Origin of the sequence: Demequina flava, assembly GCF_000975035.1 — a bacterium.
Lineage (GTDB): Bacteria > Actinomycetota > Actinomycetes > Actinomycetales > Demequinaceae > Demequina > Demequina flava.
The window spans coordinates 1,587,839-1,607,514 of record NZ_BBRA01000001.1 but is presented as its reverse complement, the minus strand read 5'-3'; the positions used below and the strand labels follow the sequence as shown (position 1 = coordinate 1,607,514).

The 19,676-nt window shown below is 64.0% G+C and carries 18 protein-coding genes; 6 read left to right on the top strand and 12 right to left on the bottom strand.

The annotated features are described in order from the left end of the window. The first annotated feature begins 111 nt into the window (after nucleotides 1-111). Together AOP74_RS07530 and AOP74_RS07525 are read left to right on the top strand one after the other, a co-directional pair. Nucleotides 112-975 carry an amino acid ABC transporter permease gene (locus AOP74_RS07530; RefSeq protein WP_061961665.1) on the top strand — a complete coding sequence of 288 codons (864 nt, stop codon included), beginning with the start codon at nucleotides 112-114 and terminating at the stop codon, nucleotides 973-975. Beyond that, a complete protein-coding gene (locus tag AOP74_RS07525) occupies nucleotides 972-1,706 on the top strand; it encodes an amino acid ABC transporter ATP-binding protein (RefSeq protein ID WP_061961664.1) in 735 nt (244 codons plus the stop codon). Before AOP74_RS07530 ends, AOP74_RS07525 begins: the two co-directional genes overlap by 4 nt. 67 nt (nucleotides 1,707-1,773) lie before the next feature. Here AOP74_RS07525 and AOP74_RS07520 read toward each other — a convergent pair whose 3' ends face one another. From AOP74_RS07520 to AOP74_RS07505, 4 genes are all read right to left on the bottom strand, one after another. Further along, on the bottom strand, nucleotides 1,774-4,329 hold the full coding sequence (locus AOP74_RS07520; protein ID WP_061961663.1) for a glycoside hydrolase family 65 protein: 2,556 nt from the start codon (nucleotides 4,327-4,329) through the stop codon (nucleotides 1,774-1,776). Continuing rightward, nucleotides 4,329-5,066 carry an HAD family hydrolase gene (locus AOP74_RS07515; protein WP_061961662.1) on the bottom strand — a complete coding sequence of 246 codons (738 nt, stop codon included), beginning with the start codon at nucleotides 5,064-5,066 and terminating at the stop codon, nucleotides 4,329-4,331. Before AOP74_RS07515 ends, AOP74_RS07520 begins: the two co-directional genes overlap by 1 nt. Before the next feature lie 145 nt (nucleotides 5,067-5,211). Beyond that, entirely contained in the window at nucleotides 5,212-5,778 is a 567-nt protein-coding gene (gene pth / locus AOP74_RS07510) for an aminoacyl-tRNA hydrolase (RefSeq protein ID WP_061961955.1), read from the bottom strand. 103 nt (nucleotides 5,779-5,881) lie between these two features. Further along, a complete protein-coding gene (locus AOP74_RS07505) occupies nucleotides 5,882-6,508 on the bottom strand; it encodes a 50S ribosomal protein L25/general stress protein Ctc (RefSeq protein ID WP_061961661.1) in 627 nt (208 codons plus the stop codon). Nucleotides 6,509-6,748: 240 nt separating this feature from the next. Between AOP74_RS07505 and AOP74_RS07500 the strand changes: the two genes are divergently transcribed. Together AOP74_RS07500 and AOP74_RS07495 are read left to right on the top strand one after the other, a co-directional pair. After that, complete coding sequence (locus AOP74_RS07500) at nucleotides 6,749-7,540, top strand: DUF1206 domain-containing protein (RefSeq protein ID WP_160297470.1); 792 nt, start codon at nucleotides 6,749-6,751, stop codon at nucleotides 7,538-7,540. 3 nt (nucleotides 7,541-7,543) lie between these two features. Continuing rightward, entirely contained in the window at nucleotides 7,544-8,257 is a 714-nt protein-coding gene (locus AOP74_RS07495; RefSeq protein ID WP_061961659.1) for a phosphatase PAP2 family protein, read from the top strand. Between the two features lie 98 nt (nucleotides 8,258-8,355). Here the strand turns inward: AOP74_RS07495 and AOP74_RS07490 are convergent, their stop codons facing one another. From AOP74_RS07490 to AOP74_RS07470, 5 genes are all read right to left on the bottom strand, one after another. Continuing rightward, a complete protein-coding gene (locus AOP74_RS07490; protein ID WP_061961658.1) occupies nucleotides 8,356-9,336 on the bottom strand; it encodes a ribose-phosphate diphosphokinase in 981 nt (326 codons plus the stop codon). Next, complete coding sequence (glmU, locus tag AOP74_RS07485) at nucleotides 9,333-10,895, bottom strand: bifunctional UDP-N-acetylglucosamine diphosphorylase/glucosamine-1-phosphate N-acetyltransferase GlmU (RefSeq protein ID WP_082096104.1); 1,563 nt, start codon at nucleotides 10,893-10,895, stop codon at nucleotides 9,333-9,335. The genes AOP74_RS07490 and glmU overlap by 4 nt, the downstream gene beginning before the upstream one ends. Nucleotides 10,896-11,140: 245 nt before the next feature. Further along, nucleotides 11,141-12,073: a carbohydrate ABC transporter permease gene (locus AOP74_RS07480; RefSeq protein WP_236683750.1), complete on the bottom strand. Its 933-nt coding sequence runs from the start codon at nucleotides 12,071-12,073 to the stop codon at nucleotides 11,141-11,143. Continuing rightward, complete coding sequence (locus tag AOP74_RS07475; protein ID WP_236683749.1) at nucleotides 12,060-13,013, bottom strand: carbohydrate ABC transporter permease; 954 nt, start codon at nucleotides 13,011-13,013, stop codon at nucleotides 12,060-12,062. The genes AOP74_RS07480 and AOP74_RS07475 overlap by 14 nt, the downstream gene beginning before the upstream one ends. A 12-nt stretch (nucleotides 13,014-13,025) precedes the next feature. After that, the gene (locus AOP74_RS07470; protein WP_236683748.1) at nucleotides 13,026-14,366 is read right to left on the bottom strand and encodes an ABC transporter substrate-binding protein; all 1,341 of its coding nucleotides are present in this window, start codon (nucleotides 14,364-14,366) and stop codon (nucleotides 13,026-13,028) included. A gap of 251 nt (nucleotides 14,367-14,617) precedes the next feature. On the opposite strand from AOP74_RS07470, the gene AOP74_RS07465 reads away from it, so the two are divergent. Together AOP74_RS07465 and AOP74_RS07460 are read left to right on the top strand one after the other, a co-directional pair. After that, nucleotides 14,618-15,754, top strand: a complete 1,137-nt coding sequence (locus tag AOP74_RS07465) for a mandelate racemase/muconate lactonizing enzyme family protein (RefSeq protein ID WP_061961655.1) — start codon at nucleotides 14,618-14,620, stop codon at nucleotides 15,752-15,754. Nucleotides 15,755-15,799: 45 nt separating this feature from the next. Next, nucleotides 15,800-16,546, top strand: coding sequence for a FadR/GntR family transcriptional regulator (locus AOP74_RS07460; RefSeq protein ID WP_082096098.1), 747 nt, complete (start codon nucleotides 15,800-15,802; stop codon nucleotides 16,544-16,546). Between the two features lie 79 nt (nucleotides 16,547-16,625). Here AOP74_RS07460 and AOP74_RS07455 read toward each other — a convergent pair whose 3' ends face one another. From AOP74_RS07455 to AOP74_RS07445, 3 genes are all read right to left on the bottom strand, one after another. Continuing rightward, entirely contained in the window at nucleotides 16,626-17,573 is a 948-nt protein-coding gene (locus AOP74_RS07455) for an aldo/keto reductase (RefSeq protein WP_061961653.1), read from the bottom strand. A 96-nt stretch (nucleotides 17,574-17,669) separates the two neighbouring features. Next, nucleotides 17,670-18,407, bottom strand: coding sequence for an IclR family transcriptional regulator (locus tag AOP74_RS07450; RefSeq protein WP_160297469.1), 738 nt, complete (start codon nucleotides 18,405-18,407; stop codon nucleotides 17,670-17,672). Nucleotides 18,408-18,435: 28 nt separating this feature from the next. Continuing rightward, the gene (locus AOP74_RS07445) at nucleotides 18,436-19,674 is read right to left on the bottom strand and encodes an alpha-hydroxy acid oxidase (RefSeq protein ID WP_152649214.1); all 1,239 of its coding nucleotides are present in this window, start codon (nucleotides 19,672-19,674) and stop codon (nucleotides 18,436-18,438) included. Nucleotides 19,675-19,676: the final 2 nt, after the last annotated feature.

Below are 19,676 nucleotides of genomic sequence, written 5' to 3'. Positions count from 1 at the left end.
CTGAGCCCACGCCGATCCTGCCGCTCGCGGGATCGACTAACCCGTGCTGGGCGGTCGGTTCGCACTACTCTGGTGCGAACCGACCGCCACCGCACACGTAAAGGCTGATTGATGAGCGACGGAACGCCCACAGCGCATGAGCCGAGCCTGCTTGAGCTCGAACGGCGGGCCTACCGGAAGCGTTCCACGTGGCGCTCCGTCGGCATTGCCGCAGGATCCACCCTCATCTTCGCCACCGTCGCGACCCTCCTCGTCGTCAACACCCCTGGTTGGGAAGCGGTCAAGGAGAGTTTCTTCAACTGGGAAATCGGTAAGGAAAGCTTCCCCGACATTCTCAAGGGCCTGTGGCTCAACATCCAGGCCCTCTTCTTCGCCGGCATCGGTGTCGCCATCTTCGGCACCACGCTCGCCATTGTCCGCTCGCTGCGCGGCCCGGTGTTTTTCCCGCTGCGCATGCTCGCGACGATCTACGTGGACCTCTTCCGCGGTGTCCCGGTCCTGATCGTCCTGTACTTGGTTGGCTTTGGTATTCCGGCCCTTGGGATCTTCCCGCCGCTGAGCGCGGCCGTCTGGGGAACCATTGCCATCGGCCTGTGCTACTCCGCATACGTCGCCGAGGTCCTGCGCGCCGGCATGGAGGCCGTCAACCCCTCGCAGCGCGTCGCCGCCCGCTCCCTTGGCCTCACCCACGGCAAGACCCTCCGTATGGTCGTCATCCCGCAGGGTGTGCGCAAGGTGATCCCCGCGCTCATGAACGACTTTGTGTCGATGCAGAAGGATGTGGGGCTCATCTCGGTGCTGGGTGCCGTTGACGCCATTCGTGCCGCCCAGATCGACGCCGCAACCACCTACAACTTCACGCCGTATGTGGTGGCCGCGATGCTCTTTATCGCGATCTCGCTTCCGCTGACGCGTCTCACCGACTACGTCGCAGCCCGAATGAACAAGCGCGAGCAGATCGGCGGTGTGGTGTGAGCGTCCTCGAGGTTCGCGATGTGTGGAAGGCGTTCGGCGACAACACCGTGCTGAAGGGCGTGGACCTCACGCTTGAAGAGCACGATGTCGTGGTGCTGATCGGGGCCTCCGGCTCCGGCAAGTCCACCTTGCTGCGCACCATCAACCTCATTGAGCGCATCGACGACGGGCAGCTCATCCTGTCCGGAGACGACATCTCCGACCCCGGCGTCGACATGGACAAGGTCCGCGCGCGCATCGGCGTCGTGTTCCAGCAGTTCAACCTGTTCCCGCACATGCGCGTCATCGATAACGTCACGCTGGCGGCCCGCAAGGTGCACGGCGAGAATCCCGCCGCCGCCCGTGAGCGCGCGGCCGAGTTGCTCGCGAAGTTTGGCCTGGGCGACAAGCTCCGCGACTATCCCGATCGCCTCTCCGGTGGTCAGCAGCAACGCGTCGCGATTGTGCGCGCAATCCTGACCAACCCCGAGCTCTTGCTGCTGGACGAGATCACGTCCGCGCTGGACCCCATGCTGGTCGGCGAGGTCCTGGACCTGGTTCGCGGTCTCAAGGACACCGGTTCAACGATCCTCATGGCCACCCACGAGATGGCCTTCGCCCGCGAAGTCGCCGACCGTGTCGTATTCATGCACGGCGGGCGCATTCTCGAGGCAGGGTCGCCCAAGGACATCTTCGACAACCCACAGCAGCCGGAGACTCGCGAGTTCCTGGCACGCGTCACGCACCACTAACCGCGGAGGCTGGCGCTTCCGCGTCGCACAGTGCGCACACTGCACACCGCGCGACGCGGATCCCGCGCTAGCTTCCCTCGGTGCGTAGCTGATTCTCTTCCGGAAGTTCCATCTCGGTGGTCTCCGTCACGGAAGAAGGCAACGACGGCGTAATGACCGTGCCGTCTGCGCGCACGGTGCCGTGGAAGGCCGCGGCATCGGGCTCGCCGGGGATGCGCTCCCCCTGGCCGTCGAGTGGCACCTCGAGCTCGGACAACTGCGTGAGGCTGTGGCGCTCGCCGCGGACGTCCACGGTGAGACCAGGCCCTTCCTCGATGGTGAACGAGATCGACGCCTCACGCACCGTCACCTTGACGCGCGTGCCGCGCTGCGTGAGGCGGAAGGTCAGCGACTGCCAGTCCTCGGGCAGCCGCGGGTCGAACCGCAACACGTCGCCGTAATCGCGGAAGCCACCAAAGCCGTAAACCAGGGATGACCACACGCCGCCCGTGGACGCGGTGTGCACGCCGTCCGAGGCATTCGCGTGCAGATCGCCCAGGTCAACGTAGAGGCTGTCCCAGAAGTACTTGAGCGCAAGCTCGTGATAGCCAACCTCGGCCGCGATGATCGACTGCACAACGCCGGAGAGCGTCGAGTCGCCCGTCGTGATCGGGTCGTAGTACTCGAAGTCCTTGCGCTTCTCTTCGGGCGTGAAGTGCTCACCTTGCAGGAACAGCGCGAGGACAACGTCGGCCTGCTTCAAGACCTGGAAGCGGTAGATCACCAGCGGGTGGAAGTGCAGCAGCAGCGGACGCTGCTCCGGTGGCGTGTTCGCCAGATCCCACACCTCGCGCTCGTTGAAGAGTGCGTCTTGCGGGTGAATCCCGAGAAGGTCATCCCACAGCACGGCCATGCCATCGGCCGCGCGAGTCCATTCATCCACCTCATCGCTCGTGAGGTTCAGGCGCGCCATCATCTTGTCGTGCTGCTCGGGCCAGCGGTCCCGAAGTTTGTGCACGGCCGATGCTGCACAGCGCAGGTTAAACCGCGCCATGACGTTCGTGTACAGATTGTCGTTCACGACAGTCGTGTACTCGTCTGGACCGGTCACGCCGTGGATGCGGAACGACTCGCCCTTGCCTTCGACTTTGCGCCAAAAGCCCAGGTCCGCCCACATACGCGCGGTTTCGACCAGGATGTCGATGCCGTTGCGAGCCAGGAACTCGTCGTCCCCGGTGGCGCGCACGTACTTGTCGATCGCATAAGAGATGTCTGCATCGATGTGATACTGCGCGGTGCCCGCGGCGTAGTAGGCCGATGCTTCCTCGCCGTTGATGGTGCGCCACGGATAGAGAGCGCCGTGCTGGGCGAGTTCGCCCGCGCGGCGGCGTGCCGCGGGGAGCATCTGGTAGCGATAGCGCAGCGCGTTGCGAGCGATGATCGGTGAGGTGTACGTGAAGAACGGCATCACGTAAACCTCGGAGTCCCAGAAGTAGTGACCGCCGTAACCAGAACCAGTGAGCCCCTTCGCGGGAACCCCAAAGCCGTCCCCACGGGCAGCAGCCTGGGCGAGCTGGAACAGATTCCACCTCACCGCCTGCTGCGTGTCGTCGTGACCCTCGATCTCGACGTCCGAGCGGTTCCAGAAGTCCTTCATCCACTCGCGCTGCTGCTCGAACTGCTTCTCGACACCCTCTTGCCGGACGCGGTCTAGGGTGCGGTGGCAGCGGTCCGCGAGCTCGCGCGGGGGCACCAGGCGGGACGTGTGATAGCTGACGACCTTGGTCAGCGTGAAGACCTGACCTGGTTCGGCACGCGCACGGAAGACGTGCTTGGCGTAGTCCGGGTCTACCTCGTCCACCCGGTCGTACTCACCGTCGAAGTCAATGGTGTGCTCCATCGCAGCAGCGAGAGTCATCCCAGAATTCGCGGCCTTGTACCCAAGGACCACGCGGCCATCGTCGGCGTGCTGGATGCGCGGCTCCAGGACGCGGTCCTCGAGGTTGTTCGCCTTGCGGGGGTCCGCCATGCCTTCGCGGACCGGCGTCGCGCGGTACTCGTCGAGTCCTGCCTGGCGGTTAAGCAGCTGCGAAGAGACGGCGATGGGCGCGGCCTTGTCGAGCAGCTCGACCTCGTACGTCATCACGGCGAGGTGACGCTGCGAGAACGACACCATGCGCTGTGAGCGCACCCGCACACGGTTTCCGGATGGCGTGCGCCACAAAAGCTCGCGGGTGAGGATGCCCTCGCGCATGTCGAGGACGCGCTCGTATTCGATCAGGTCTGCCGTCGACAGCAACAGCGGCTCGTCGTTGACGTACAGGCGGATGATCTTGGAGTCCGGCACATTGGCGATTGTTTGTCCGGTGCGGGCGAAGCCGTAGGCCTCTTCCGCGTGCCGGATGTCCCACGTCTCGTGGAAGCCGTTGATGAACGTTCCATGGGCGTGGGCATCGTGCCCGTCCTCGACGTTGCCACGTAGCCCCAAGTAGCCGTTGGCGACGGCGAACAGCGTCTCGGTGACACCGAGGTCGTCCTTCGAGAACTCCGTCTCCACCAGGCGCCACGGATCCACCGGAAAACGGAGCCGGTCCATGTAGTCGGGGTGCAACTCGTCGAATCCGCGTGGCTGGGCGGCCTTCATCACATCAGCTCCTCAAGGTCGTTCACTACGATCTCAGCGCCGCTGTCGAGCAGCGCCTGCGCTCCTGCGCCCCGGTCTACCCCGACCACGAGAGCAAAGTCGCCTGCTGCACCGGCCTGCACACCGGAGTGAGCATCTTCGATGACCACAGCATCGGCCGTAGCGACTCCTAGGCGCTTGGCTGCCAGCTCAAACATGTCTGGCGCGGGCTTTCCGGCAATCCCCTCGGTCGCCACGGTGTTGCCGTCCACGACAACCTCGAACTGGGGCGCGAGGCCCGCGGCGGCAAGAACCTGCGGCGCGTTGCGTGAACTCGACACGACCGCGACTGGCACGCCGATCGACCGCAAGTGCTGCACCAAGCGCGCGGACCCCGGATACGGCGCCACACCCTCTGCATTCAGCACTGCCATGAACGCGTCGTTCTTCACGTTGCCGATACCGCACACGGTCTCCGCGCCTGGCGCGTCGCTCGGGTCGCCCCAGGGCAGTTCAACGCCGCGAGAGCGCAGGCAAGCGTCGACTCCGTCGTAACGCGGCTTGCCGTCGACGTAGGCGTAGTAGTCATGGTCGGTATAGGCCGGCGTGATGCCGTGACGCGTGAAGTACTCGGTGAACATGGCGGCCCAGGCCTTCATGTGCACCTCGGCCGTGGGAGTCAGCACCCCATCGAGATCAAACAGTGCGGCACCGTACGTGCGGCTGGAGGCTGGAGGAATGGTCCACTGAGCGGTCATGCTGGCTCCCTAGATTGGGGGACGGGCACGGACGGAACGCAGACGCGGTCGTCTACGGCACTACCGTTTCGATAGTAGTGACGCACCCAGGGGGGTTGTCCATTCCCGGGCAGAGATTTACACGGCGGAAACGCGCGGCCGCCGCTCACGCACGCGGCGAGTGGAACTCCTGCTGCGCCGACTCAAGCCCGTCGACGACGACGGCCTCGGCAGCATCGGCCGCGAGCGAGATCAACAGATCTAGCTCTTTACGCTCGGCCGCCGAGAATGGCTTAAGCACAAACGCGGCCGCCTCCATGCGGCCCGGCGGGCGCCCTACTCCCACGCGCACACGCACATAATCGGGACCTCCAAGGGCCTTGGTGATGTCCTTCAGACCGTTGTGGCCACCGGAGCCGCCACCACGCTTGAGCTTGACGGCGCCAAAGGGGATGTCGAGATCGTCGTGGACCACGATGACGTCCTGCGGCTCAACGGACTGATACTTCGCGAGCGCCGACACCGGGCCGCCGGAGACGTTCATGTAGGACATAGGCACCGCCACGGTCGCGGGGCCGCCGCCAATCCGGACAGTCGCGGCGCGCGTGCGGGTCTTCCTGTGGACGCCAAGCGCCGTGCCCGAACGGGAGGCCAACTCGTCGGCGACCATCTGGCCGATGTTGTGGCGGGTACCCGCGTACTCGTCGCCTGGATTTCCCAGCCCCACGATCAATGCGCTCACGTGTCAGTCCCTTTCGTTAGCCCTTAGTGTCCCGCGAAACGCAACGCGCCCGCCACCATCGGTGACGGGCGCGTTGTGAAAGAGAGGGTGCGACTTAGTTGTCGTCGCTTTCGCCCTCTGCCTCAGTGGCTTCGCCCTCGGCAGCAGCCTCAGCGGTCTCGGGCTCATCCTCAGCAGCGGTGCGCGGCACGGAGATGTGGATGATGAGCTGCTCGGGGTCGCCGGCCAGCTCGGAGCCCTTGGGCAGCTCGAGGTCGGAAGCGAGCTTCTTGTCGCCCTCTTCCATACCCTCGATGTCGACGGTGAGGTACTCGGGCAGGTGCGTGGCCTCGGCCAGGATCTGCAGCGACGAGTTCTCGAGCACGTGGATGGTTCCGGGTGCGGACTCGCCCTCGACGTGAACGGGCACGTCGACGGTGATCTTCTCGCCCTTCTTCACGATGAGCAGGTCAACGTGGTCGATGGTGCGCTTGATGGGGTTGCGCTGCACGTCCTTGGCGACGGCGAGCTGGTCCTCTTCGCCATCGATCACGATGGTGAGCAGGGCGTTGGGGTTCTTCAGCGCCATCATGGTGTCGTGGCCGGGAAGAGTAAGGTGTGCGGGTGCCTCACCGTGGCCGTAAAGAACGGCGGGGATGAGGTCGGCCATACGGGTGCGGCGTGCCGCGCCCTTCCCGAAGTCGGTACGGGTCTGAGCGGCGAGCTTGAGCTTGTCAGCCATGGGCTTCTCCTTGAGAGATTCGGTATGTGGAGCCAGGCAAGGCAGGCATCAAACATCACACCGCCGTGTCGATAACGCCAGCACCTTGAAGGTCCAGCCTCGCCATGGAACCCCGCCAGTCTACCCGACGGTCGCGCCGCCCGTTTCCCCGCAACAAACTGCCTGGAAAACCAGCGCCTGCAGTCCACAACCACACCGCGGCGGGGAATGAGCCCACACCAAGAGCGGTTGACAGTAAGCATGAGTACATCTGCATCGTCCATGAAGCAGGGCAATACAGGAGACGTCTGGGAGAAGGGTGCCCGCGCTGGGTATGCCGTCTCCGGAGTTCTCCACCTGATGCTCGGCTTCCTCATCGCGCAGATCGCTTTCAGTTCAGGAGGCGAAGAGGCCAGTTCGAGCCAAGCGCTCTCAAGCCTCAGCGACAACAGCTTCGGAATGATCATCCTGTGGGTGGCCGTGATTGCTTTCGCAGCACTTGGCCTGTGGCAGCTCGCCGACGGCCTGCGGTCGCACGACAGCGCGAAAGACCGCGTCAAGGCGCTCGCCAAGGCGGGTGTCTACCTCGTCCTCGCGTTCACGTCCGCGTCCATCGCCATGGGCTCCTCGAGCGGCGGCGGCGACTCGCAGGCGCAGGGCATCGTCGCCAAGGTGCTGGGTTGGCCCGGCGGCCAGTTCATCGTGGGCGCGATTGGAATCGGCATCCTCGTCGCTGGCGTGTTCCACGTCGTGAAGGGCCTGCGCAAAAAGTACATGGAGGACCTCAAGAGCGTGCCCAGCGGCTCGACCCGCATGGTCCACGGACTCGGCACCACCGGCTACGTCGCCAAGGGCATCGCCCTGTCCGTCGTGGGCGTCCTCTTCACCTACTCAGCGGTGACCGCGGACCCCGATGACGCAGAGGGACTCGACGGCGCCATCAAGAGCCTTCTTGACCTCCCCGGAGGCCAGATCATCGTCGCAGTCGTCGGTGTGGGATTCGCGGCCTACGGGCTGTACTCCTTCATCCGCGCCCGCTACGCCCGGATGTGACCCATGATCGGACCAGGTCCTGGAACAGTTGCGCCCACACGCTCTGAAGTGGGTCGCGGCCTTGTGCGTCGCGTCCTCTTCCCTGCCGCGATCCTGTGGGTCGCGGTCGTAGGCACGGGCTATCTGCTCGTCGACGTCATCGGAATCGACGAGTCGGCTATCAATGAGTCCGTCGTCGATATCCGCACAGATTCGCTTAACGGCATCACCACGGTTGTCTCCGAACTCGGAAACACCCAAGTCCTCATGGCGACGTGTCTGGTCATCGTCGCCTTCATATGGTGGCAGTCACGCCAGTGGTGGCTTGCTGTCGTTCCTGCCATCGCGCTCGGCGTCGAGGCACTGGTCTTTCTCACGGCCTCGCTGGTCGTGGGCCGATCGCGCCCCGAAGTCGAGCAGCTCGACCACGCTCCCCCCACGTCGAGCTTCCCGAGTGGCCACACCGGCGCATCGACGGCCGTCTACATCGCCGTCGCGTTGTGCGCCACGCGCATTCGTCACACGGGACTTCGCGTCTCGGTCCAGATCGTGTGCGTCGCCGCGCCGCTCGGCGTTGGGCTGTCGCGGGTGTACCGCGGCATGCACCACCCGACCGATGTCATCGCAGGGTTCGTCGTCGGCACCACGTGTGCGCTGATCGCCTGGAACTGGATCCCCTTGCGCGAATCGGCCGAACGCGTGGTGGGCGCCACTGACAGCGCTCCGTCAATCACGTAGCGAGCCTCACCACAGGCAGAGCGAAAGGGCCGATGCTTGGGTAACCCCAAGCATCGGCCCTCACCGTACGGCGGCTCACCGGCCGCCCAAAGTTCTCGCTAAACGTTGCCCTGGAACAGGCTCGTGACCGAACCGTCGTCGAAGACCTCGCGGATGGCGCGGGCCAGCAGCGGGGCGATCGACAGCACCGTGAGCTTGTCGAAGCGCTTTTCGTCGTCGATAGGCAAGGTGTCGGTGATGACGACCTCGGTGACGCCGGAGTCGCGCAGGCGCTCGACCGCGGGCCCGGACAGAAGTCCGTGCGTCGAGGTCACGATGACGTCCTTTGCACCGTTCTCGAACAGCGCCTCAGCGGCCTGCACGATGGTGCCGCCGGTGTCGATCATGTCGTCGACCAGCACACACGTGCGGCCTTCAACTTCACCGACGAGCTCGTGGACCTTGACCTGGTTTGGCACCGAGGGGTCGCGACGCTTGTGAATAATGGCCAGCGGGGCGCCAAGGTAGTCGGACCACTGATCCGCAAGGCGGACGCGACCGGCGTCGGGCGAGACAATCGTCAGGTTGTCCGGAGCGACGCGGGTACGCACGTACTGCGCGAGCAGCGGCATGGCCCACAGGTGGTCCACGGGGCCGTCGAAGAAGCCCTGGATCTGCGACGTGTGCAGGTCAACGGACATGATGCGGTCGGCGCCAGCGGTCTTGAACAGGTCCGCCATCAGGCGCGCGGAGATGGGCTCGCGGCCCTTGTGCTTCTTGTCCTGGCGTGCGTAGCCGTAGCAAGGCATGATCACGGTGACGCGCTTGGCGGAGGCCCGCTTGAGGGCGTCCACCATGATGAGCTGCTCCATGATCGACTCGTTGATCGGGGCCGCGTGGGACTGCAGGACGAAGGCGTCCGCTCCACGCACCGACTCACCGAAACGCACATACAACTCGCCATTGGCGAAGGTATATGCGGTCGTGGGGAGCAGTTCGATCCCCATTTCCTCGGCTACCGCCTGCGCGAGCTCCGGGTGTGCCCGGCCTCCGGCCAGGACCATCCGCTTCTCGCTCGCGTGCGAGATCTCTGAGCTCATGACTCTCCTTCGGTCTCATTGGCGGCAGCGCGCTCTGCACGAGCACCCTCCGACAAACCATCATCGTTACTGCGCAGCGCCTCGTGCGCTGCTGCGGCTGAGGGGGTGCCAGGACGGCGCTTCAGCACCCATCCTTCAACGACCTGCTGGGGCGAACTGTTGCGTCCCAGGGCGCCGGCGGGCACATCGCGGCGGATTACCGCGCCCGCGCCCGTGTATGCGCCGTCACCAATGTTGACGGGCGCGATTAGAGAGTTGTCGGAGCCAATGCGAGCGTGGCTTCCGATCGTGGAGTGGTGCTTGTCCACTCCATCGAAGTTGACGAAGATGGTGGCGGCACCGATGTTGGAATATTCGCCGATGCTCGCATCGCCTACGTAGCTGAGGTGCGGCACCTTGGAGTGGGCACCGATCGAAGCGTTCTTCGTTTCGACGAAGGCGCCGATCTTGCCGTCCGCTCCGAGGTGCGTACCGGGGCGTAGATACGAAAAAGGCCCGACAGTCGCATCTTCATCAATGATGGACTTCGAGCCGTGGGTACGGATGACGGAGGCGCCTGCCCCCACCTGCACGTCGGTGAGCGTGGTGTCGGGGCCAACCGTGGCGCCGGACGCGATCTGCGTTTCGCCGTGAAGCTGAGTGCCCGGAAGGATCGTCACGTCGGGAGCAAGGTGGACGTCCGCGTCGATCCACGTGGTGGTGGGGTCGACCACCGTCACGCCCTCGCGCATCCAGTGTTCGACGATGCGGTCGTTCATAATGCGACCCAGCTGGGCGAGTTGAACGCGGTCGTTCACTCCCTCGACCGAGCCGGCGTCCGGCGCGATGAAGGGGTGGATACGACCACCCTCGCGGCGCGCGATCGCGATGACGTCCGGCAGGTACATCTCGCCCTGAGCGTTGTTCTGGTCGAGCTGTGCGACTGCGCCGCGCAGGGCCGCTGCGTCGAACACGTAGATGCCGGAGTTAATCTCGTCGATCTCACGCTGCTCTTGCGAAGCGTCCTTGTGCTCAACGATCTCGACAACCTCGCCGCTGCCGGCGTCGCGGACGATGCGCCCGTAGCCGGTGGGGTCGTCGACCTGTGCGCTCAGTACGGTGACGGCTGCGCCTGCGTTTGCGTGGGCGTCCAGCAACTGACCGAGGAGCTCGGCGTCAACGAGCGGCACGTCGCCGCTGGTGACGACGATCGCGCCTTCAACCTGAGTGTCGAGCACCGCGGTATCGCCGACGGCGCCTGCAGCAACCTGAGCGGCCACAGCGGTGGCATCGAGAGCGGAAAGTCCGCAGTAGACGGCGCGGCCGGTCCCAGGGATCTCGTCCTGGTCAGCCAGCAGAGCGTTGGGCGCAATCTCGTGGATATGCGCCGCGACGCGCTCCTTCTCATGCCGCACCACAACAACGATCCGTTCAGGGTCAAGTTGCGCGGCGGCGGTGAGAGCGTGCCCCACGAGGGAGCGCCCTGCAATGGGGTGCAACACCTTTGGGGTGGCGGACTTCATCCGAGTGCCTGCCCCGGCCGCGAGAATCATCACGGCGGCGGGTCGAATCCGACTCACCGGACCCCCTTCACGTGGCTGCGTTGGTTGGTGAGGACCACTCTACCTGCCGTGCGAGGCCTCACGCGTCCCCAGCATCGGCCCGGATCACGCGAACCCATCGCAAGTCATCCCACCAGAGACGACAACGACGCGGCGCCCACTGCGCCCGTAGAGGGCACTGTGTGCGGCGCGTCGGCTCGTGACCGGTTCGTTGTGAGGAGAGGACAACGCACACCGGACACGACAGTGGTCACTGCGGGAGATCACCCCTTGAGGCCACCAGCTGTCATTCCGGACACCAAGAACCGCTGCGAGAACAAGAACACCAGCAGGACGGGAGTCACGGACAGCAAGGTCGCAAGCGCCAAGACCGGGAACTCCACCACCACGGACGACGAGGACGTGGGGTTAAAGGCAGGCACGTTGGCGAGCATCTCTGTGATGCGCACCTGAACCGGGTAGTCGCGCCCGTTGACCATGAAGAAGGGCAGGAAGTAGTTGTTCCAGTTCTGCACCAGCGAGAAGAACCCGACAAGCGCGATGACGGGCTTCGCCAGTGGCATGGCGACCAACCAGAACACCTTGAACTCCCCTGCGCCATCGATGCGCGCGGCGTTGAGGAGGTCCTTTGACACAGTTGTCGAGAAGTAGATGTACGTGAGGTACACCCCGAACGGGAAGAACGAGAACGGCAGAATCACCGACCACGCGGTGCCGACCAGGCCCAGCGCGCTCATCTCCAAGAAGACCGGCAACACGAGCGCGGTATTGGGAATCAGCATCACGACGAGCGTGGTGGTCAACAGCAGCGCACGACCCTTGAAGTCGATCAGAGCCAGCGCGTAGCCCGCGGGAATGGACGCCACCAAGGTGATGATGAGCGCTCCACCGGCGTACAGCGCCGAGTTGCCGATCGACTCCCAGATGATGCCGTTTTGGTAGGCCGAGAGAGACTCGAAGTTCGCCACGAGGGTGTCCCACGTTCCGACGCTGAACGGATCCTCAAGGAGGAGTTCGCGCTGAGTCTTGGTGGGAGCCAAGAGCAGCCATGCAATCGGGACAAGGAAGAACAGGGCGAAGAAGATCGCCACGGCCAGGAAGAAGATCCGGGTCAGCCATTCGCGCGGTCCGAGCTGCTTTGCTCGCGCCCAGCCATTGGCTCGAGCGCTACGGACGGCGGTGTCAGTCGCGGTCAAAGAGTCCTCCCTTGAAGACGAAGACCGATGCGAGCAGAAGCGAAACCACGAGCAGCATGATCGAGAGCGCTGCGGAGCCGTGATAGTCGCCCTGTCGGAAGGCGTAGAGATAGACGAGCTGGTTGAGCGAGTAGTCCTCGGGAACCACGCCCTTGGAAGCCTGAGACAAGACACGAGGCTCGACAAATAGCTGTGCGCCGGCTGCCAGGCACATCACTGCCATGTAGGCGATCCACTTCTTGAGCAGCGGGATCTGAACCTTCACTGCGGTGTGGAAGATGCCCGCACCGTCGACGCGCGCAGCCTCGATGACCTCGGGGTTGATGCCATTGAGTGCGCCGTACATGATGACGATCCACTGGCCGGCGCCCGTCCAGAACGCGATGATCATGAAGATCCACGGCAGGTTGCCCTGCTCGACCGTCTGAACAAAGCTGTCGAAGCCCATGGATGTCAGCAGCCCAGAGACGGGGCTGACGGCGGGGTCGAGCAGGAACAGCCACACCATGACGGAGGCCGCTCCGGCAAAAGCGCCCGGAATGTAATAGACGAAACGCGCCACCGCGCCGATCCACCGCACGGAAATCTGGTGGACGATCAGCGCCAGCAGGACCACAAAGACCGTCTGGACCACGAGCCACAGCGCCAGGAACGACGCCACATTCGTGACGGCGGGCCAGAAGCGGTAGTCGTTGAAGATCCCGATGAAGTTGTCGAATCCAGCGAATCCGGCCTCATCCGTGAATGCCAGCACCAACGCGTACAGCGCGGGTGCGAGGCCAAACACGACCAGGAGCGCCGTATAGAGGCTGATGAAGACTCGGCCCATGCGCGCCTGCTGGCGGGTTGTCTCGCTGACAGGACGCTTGCGGGACTTGGGGGTACTCCCCTGCGGCCGAGCGCCGGAGCGCTCAGCCACAGGGGTTGCGGTGGTGGTCAACGTTGACTCCAGTTAGGGGGCGTCGTAGCCCTGAACCTGTGCCTGGTTCAGGTATTCCTCTTGCCAGGCGTCGGTCACTGACGAGACAGGCTCGCCTGCGGCCAGTGCCGGGACCACGATGTTGGCATATGCGGTCTCAGCACTGAAGGAGGGGTAGCCCCATCCGCTCCAGATCGAGCCTGCAGCCTTGGTCATCGCGCCAGCGAAGTCGCCGCCGTAGAAGCCGGACTCCGACTGGGTCTCGAGCCAGGAGTCTGCAACCGACTGGTACGCGGGCAGGCCGCCTGCGTACTCGAGAGCAGCATCCGAGGCCGTGACGTACTCAAGGAAGCTCGCGACAGCGTCGAGGTTGGTGGAGTGGCTGGATCCGTACCAGACACCACCGCCGACGTTACCGGTGACCTCGTCGTCGCCTTCCCAGTAGAGCGGGTTGGCCACGCCAAGCGTGCCTGCCTCATAGGCCAGGGAGTCGGGGTTCTCGAAGAGAGCTCCGGTGTACCAGGCCGGTCCGGGCATTGCCACGATCTTGCCTGCGTACTGCTCGAGGAACTCCGCAGAGAACACGGACTCGTCGACGAGCGTGCCGTTGTCGACAAGGGTGTCGATCAGTTCGGTCATGCGCACCGAGTAGTCGTCGGAGAAGTCCGAGGTGAAGGTGTTGCCCTCGACCTGGAAGATAGGTGCCTGCGCACCGAAGTAGTAGACAAACGTTCCAACGAACGAGTCGCCCACCGAGCCAAGAATGTAGCCCGGGTGCTCCTCAGCGAGACGTTCACCGAGCTCGAGGTACTCCTCCCACGTGGTCGGAACCTCGTAGCCGAACTCATCCATGAGGGTCTGGTCGTAGTAGGTCACGACAGGTGCGAGGTCGTTACGAACTCCGTAGACCTTGCCGTCGACGGTCATGGGGTCAAGAGCGCCCTCGGTGAACCCGTCGAGGTACTCCTGGTCCATGAGGCCCTCGTTGAGGACCGCAGCGTATGCCTGGTTCCCGTTGAGTTCCGTGCCGGCCCACGAGGTGTCGTTGGTCTGCGACGAGAAGACCACATCGGGCCATCCCTCGCCAGACTGGTCGAACGACGCGATCTTGGTGCGGAAAGTGTCTGAGCCTCCGGCGTTTCCGTCGTAGGTCTCGACGTTGACGGTCAGGTCCGGGTTGTCATCCGCAAATGCCTGGGCGATGCCCTCGCGGGAAGCGTCGACCCACACAGTGATGGGTGATTCAGCGTCCTGCTCGGCAGCGGGGAAACCAAAGGCAGTGTCCTCGGACTCTGCGGAATCAGAACATCCGGCCAGGACGAGCGCGCTCATTCCCGTAGCGGCCAGCAGAACGCCCGTACGGCGCTTTGCCATGCTGTGGATGGTGGTCATGTGTCTTCCTCCATATGTCGACTTCGTTGACGACTCGCCGCGGGGACTGCCGTGACGGTGATGCCATTACATCATACGACTTAGGACTTGTCACACGCCGTTACCAAGTAGTGACCTTCGATTTCCCGCACAAAACGGCCATTCCACCCGCAGTGACGCATCCATGTCATGTGATGTATCATCTCTCTGTACGTCGGAATCAATGGCGAAGCCGAAACTGAAAGGGGCCCTACGTGAAGATCACTGGGTACCGTCACCTGACCACCGTCCGCGACTGGGGACGGCCCATCGGGGACGTCAATGGCATTATCACCTCGGGAAAGACTCCCACCGACGTGGTGATCGTCGAGACCGACGAGGGAATCGAAGGCATCTCTCTCGGCTCAGTGGCCCTCATCGAGTCCGTCTTTCCCGCGATCGAGGGGCGCGACCCGCGCGCGGTCGCGGCGCTGTACGACAGCATGCTCGCGCACACGTTCAAGGCGGGCCATCAGGGCGCAGTTTTTGGAACCATCGGAACCCTCGACACCGCACTATGGGACATCAAGGCCAAGGCAGCGGGTGAACCGCTCTGGCGACTGCTTGGCGCGGAGGACCGCCTGGTTCCCGGCTACGCGTCTGGGCTCGACTACGGGCTGACCGATGAGGAGCTCCACCACCTCTATATGGACTTCGCGGAACGCGGCTTCACGGGCGGGAAGCTCAAGGGCGGCACGTCAAGCACCGACGACGTTCGCCGTCTCGGGATCTTGTCCGATGCGCTCCAACGCAACTGCAACACTCCGGCGCTCATGCTCGACGCCAACGAGTCGTGGAACCTGAAAGAAGCAATCCGCTACATGGATCGCATCCTCGATGAAGTTGACCTCGCGTGGATTGAAGAGCCTCTTCGGCGCTGGGACTACACGGGACTTGCTCGCCTCAGTTCCACGCTGAAGTCTGCTGTTGCCAGCGGCGAGAACCTTACCGGCCTTGAGCAGTTCACGCCGCTGATCGATAGCGATGCCGTCGACATCGTGCAGGCGGGCGCCAACTGGGGCATCACGCACTTCCTGCGCGTCGCAGCCGCCGCACACTTCCACCACCTGCCGGTGTCACCCGTGGGACTTACCGCCAATCCTTCCGTGGCGCATGCGGCTGCTGCCGTGCCGAACCACATGGCCGCCGAGGTCCAGCACCTGGGCCAGCCCTTCGGAATCACGGTGGATGAAGAGGTCGCCGATGGCGGAATTGTGCTCGGGGAGGCTCCCGGGGCGGGACTCACCGTGGATGAAGTTCAAATCCAGGGGTCCGCAGTTGAGCCAGAAGAGTGGGGCGTTCACAACGGGCCACACGTTCGCGCCGCGCGCGCGGGCCGTCAACTGCTGTAGTCCGATACAGTTCCCAGGTATCCCCAGGTGTGAAAAGGTTCAACGATGACATCGCTTGATTCGCAGTCGACTCCCCCGGCTACGCCGCCGCGCCGCAGGACGGACCGGCTCGGCACTGCTGTGGTGCGTGAGATCGTCGCGACCATCGTGTCCGGCCAGATGCAACCCGGCGAGAGCCTGCCGCCTGAGCAGTACCTCACAGATCACTTTGGCGTCTCGCGCACGGTCGTTCGCGAGTCCGTCAAGCGTCTCGAGGAGAAGGGCCTCCTGCGCGCGGTCCAGGGCCGCGGAACAGAGATCCGCGAACGTACGGCGTGGAACGTCCTGGACCCCATCGTCCTTGACGTGCTGATCGAACACGACACGGCGACCGGCATCCTCGACAACTTCTCCGAGCTTCGCGCGGCCACCGAGTCCATGATGTCCGCATCGATGGCGGCGCAGGCTACCGACGAGGACGTGGAAGCGCTGGCGGCACACCTCAAGGCGATGGAGGACACCCGCGGTGACGTGGAAGCCTTCGGCGAGGCCGACCGCGCATTCCACCGTTTCATCATGCACCGCTCGGGCAACTTCCTCGCAGAAAACGTCACGCGTGCACTCATGGAGGGCGCGATGAACTCGGACCGATTCAAGCGGAATCAGACGCTGTTCGCTCACCACCACACCATCGCGGAGCACCGCGCGGTGTACGACGCGGTCGTCGCGCGCGACGCGCAGGCAGCTGGCCAAGCTATGCGCACTCACATTGAGGTCTCCTGGGCTCGCCGGCGCCCCATCAACGACGCTTAGTCAGGTTTTCGCGGGCCTTCACAAGGTCTCGTCTTTGGCCGATGCTCGGGTAACCCCAGCATCGGCCCTCCCCTACGCGCTACGGGCGCGAGCCCGACACCTGGGTTGCAGGCACATCCCAGCCGACGTTCAGCCAGGAACCGAACGCTTCGCGAATCGCTTCAAGCAGCGCGCGGTCCGCTACAGAACCCACGACAGCGACATTGCGATCGACGTTCGCGGCGCTGGCCGTCCCCACCACAGTTGTGGAAATACCTGCGTCCTCAGCGACATCCAGCGCGAACTGCAACGCCACGGTCTCGATCCGCGTTCCCGCCTCTCGACACAGTTCCACCACACGGCGGGAGGCTTCACGAGCGCCTACGTGGGCGGGGTTCCACTCCGGAGCACCCTTTTCCGTCAGAATGCCCATGTGTAGTGGCGAAGCATTGAAGACACCGATGCCCCGCTCCCGTAGCCGCCCAGCCACGTCGAGCAGGCGGCGGTCCTGCAATGTATAGGTGCAGTACGCCATCACTGAACCGACCTGCTCCTCGACCGCAACCTGCTCAAGGAGATCAAGCGTGTAACCCGTGACGCCGAAGGCACCAATCACACCCTGCTCCTGGAGGTCTCTCAGTACAGGAATCGCCTCGTCGCGAACCTGGCGGATGTCGCCTTCTTCGATGTCGTGACACTGGACGATGTCGAGGCGATCGGTACCGAGTCGCTCCAGGGAAGCATCAATCGAGCGGCGGATCGCGTCTTCAGAGAAATCCCATCCCGCTGCTTGCCGACCGCATTTGGTGGCGAGAACGTAGTCCTCGCGGGCTACGCCTCGAAGACAGCGGCCCAGCGCCGATTCGGAGCGAGTATCACCGTAGTAGGGCGACGTGTCGATCAGGTTCATGCCCGCAGTGAGGGCTGCCGCCATAGCGTCATCGAGTTGCTCAGGCGTGGTGTCGCCATAGACGTCACCGAAGGGAGCGGCGCCCAAGCTGAGTTCAGGCACGCGGATCCCCGTCGTGCCAAGTTCACGACTTTTCATCTCACACTTCCTCCGCATTCAGCCCCGGCAACCAGTGCTGTTGTGTGCTCACCGGCACCCGTCATATCGCGTGCGCTACATCGCGCGCCGTCGTGCTCAGGGGCGGCTTCCCAACTCGACGGAAATCTTCTCCGCTGCTCGCTTGACGTGAGGCGCAAGCTCATCGAGCGCTTCGGGACTGTGCTCGATCGCAAGCGTCGAGAGCGAGATCGCATAGTTGACGGCGCCTGTGTGATCACGAATCGGTGCTGCGAGGCAGGTCACTCCGGGGACGTTTTCCTCGCGCTCCGTGGTGAACCCCCGCTCACGAGACGTGCGAAGTTCACGAGCGAGCGCATCGAGGGTGGTAATTGTGACCGGCGTCCGGGGCGTGAGGCGGCAACGTTCCGCATAAGCACGGAGCGCAATGTCGTCGTAGTCGGTGAGCAGGGCCTTACCGATGGCTGTGGTGTGCAGCGGCATCGCGGAGCCCACGCGCGAGGGCATGCGGTACGGCTTGTCAGAGTCGCGCCGGGCGATGTAGATCACCTCGTCGCCGCTCAGGACTCCCAGGTGAACGGCACAGCCCGTCGCCTCCGCTAATTCGTCAATATGTGCGGTCGCGAGAGCCGAGATGTCTACTCGCTCGAGGGCCCTGCCTGCCAAGTTAAGGAAGGTGGGGCCTGGGAGGTACGGGCCCGCAGCAGTCGCGACCAAGAATCCCCGTTCAATCAACTCTCCGAGGAGCCGATGCACGGTCGCCTTCGGAAGTTCAGTCGCTTCCACAATCGCAGAGAATCGGGAAGCCCCGACCGCAGCCTCGAGAACGACCAGGGTCTTCTCGGCCGCGCTCATGGGTGCCCCGCCTGAGCTGTCGATCATGTTAGCGACCCCGTGGGGTAAGGCGTTGGAGTTGGGTGACGTGGTCGGGGTTGAGTTCGTTGATTGAGGCGACGCCGAGGAGTTTCATGGTGCGCACGATTTCTTGGCGCAGGATCGCGATGGTGCGGTCGACTCCTTCGCGTCCTCCTGCCATGAGTCCATACAGGTAGGCGCGGCCGATCATGGTGAAGTCGGCACCCATGGCCAGGGCCGCGACGATGTCGGCTCCGGACATGATGCCGGTGTCCACAATGATCTGCGCGTCCGGTCCCAGGTCCTTGCGCACCTCTGGGAGCAGGTGGAAGGGGATGGGGGCACGGTCCAGTTGGCGTCCGCCGTGGTTGGACAGCACGATCCCGTCCACGCCTAGATCGGTGACTTTGCGAGCGTCGGCGACGGTCTGGATGCCCTTGACGAACACCTGCCCGGGCCACTGATCGCGAATCCACTCCAGGTCCTCGAACGTGATGGTCGGGTCGAACAGTGCGTCCAGGAGTTCCCCGATGGTGCCGTCCCACTCCGACAGCGATGCGAACGTCAACGGTTCGGTGGTGAGGAAGTTGATCCACCACTCCGGGCGCGGAATCGCATTCAGCACCGTCTTAGGAGTGAGCTGGGGAGGGATCGTGAAGCCGTTGTAGGAGTCGCGCAAGCGTGCCCCAGCAACGGGAACATCCACAGTCACCAGAAGCGTGTCGAAGCCTGATTGGGCTGCGCGGTTGACGAGGTCCATGGACTTGTCGCGGTCTTTTTGCATATACAGCTGGAACCAGTTGCGACCATCAGGACTCATCTCCGCCACACCCTCAGGAGACGTGGTGCCGACGGTGGATAGCGAGAACGGAATCCCCGCGCTGCGTGCCGCGGACGCACCCGCGCGTTCGCCTTCGGAGTGCATCATGCGGGTAAACCCAGTCGGTGCGATCGCAAACGGAAGCGCGGAGGACCCACCAGCAATCTCCACAGACGTATCCACGGCAGACACGTCGCGCAGGATCGCGGGATGGAACTCGATATCCAAGAACGCCTGACGCGCCCGCGCCAACGACAGTTCCGCCTCGGCAGCGCCATCGGTGTAGTCGAACGCTCCCTGCGGAGTGCGACGTTTCGCAATCGAACGTAGGTCACCGATGGTGTGAGCCTTCGCAAGACGACGCGCACGACCGTCACGCTCAAACTTCTTAAAACTCATCAACGGCGCAAGATCCGCCGGCCGCGGCACACGACGCTCCAACCTCATGA

What these genes read in the sequence shown, in the direction of transcription:
- AOP74_RS07530 (WP_061961665.1), top strand. Translation starts at nt 112, where the DNA reads ATGAGCGACGGAACGCCCACAGCGCATGAGCCGAGCCTGCTTGAGCTC.
- AOP74_RS07520 (WP_061961663.1), bottom strand. Translation starts at nt 4,329, where the DNA reads ATGAAGGCCGCCCAGCCACGCGGATTCGACGAGTTGCACCCCGACTAC.
- AOP74_RS07515 (WP_061961662.1), bottom strand. Translation starts at nt 5,066, where the DNA reads ATGACCGCTCAGTGGACCATTCCTCCAGCCTCCAGCCGCACGTACGGT.
- AOP74_RS07505 (WP_061961661.1), bottom strand. Translation starts at nt 6,508, where the DNA reads ATGGCTGACAAGCTCAAGCTCGCCGCTCAGACCCGTACCGACTTCGGG.
- AOP74_RS07500 (WP_160297470.1), top strand. Translation starts at nt 6,749, where the DNA reads ATGAGTACATCTGCATCGTCCATGAAGCAGGGCAATACAGGAGACGTC.
- AOP74_RS07495 (WP_061961659.1), top strand. Translation starts at nt 7,544, where the DNA reads ATGATCGGACCAGGTCCTGGAACAGTTGCGCCCACACGCTCTGAAGTG.
- AOP74_RS07490 (WP_061961658.1), bottom strand. Translation starts at nt 9,336, where the DNA reads ATGAGCTCAGAGATCTCGCACGCGAGCGAGAAGCGGATGGTCCTGGCC.
- AOP74_RS07470 (WP_236683748.1), bottom strand. Translation starts at nt 14,366, where the DNA reads ATGGCAAAGCGCCGTACGGGCGTTCTGCTGGCCGCTACGGGAATGAGC.
- AOP74_RS07460 (WP_082096098.1), top strand. Translation starts at nt 15,800, where the DNA reads ATGACATCGCTTGATTCGCAGTCGACTCCCCCGGCTACGCCGCCGCGC.
- AOP74_RS07455 (WP_061961653.1), bottom strand. Translation starts at nt 17,573, where the DNA reads ATGAAAAGTCGTGAACTTGGCACGACGGGGATCCGCGTGCCTGAACTC.
- AOP74_RS07450 (WP_160297469.1), bottom strand. Translation starts at nt 18,407, where the DNA reads ATGAGCGCGGCCGAGAAGACCCTGGTCGTTCTCGAGGCTGCGGTCGGG.
- AOP74_RS07445 (WP_152649214.1), bottom strand. Translation starts at nt 19,674, where the DNA reads ATGAGGTTGGAGCGTCGTGTGCCGCGGCCGGCGGATCTTGCGCCGTTG.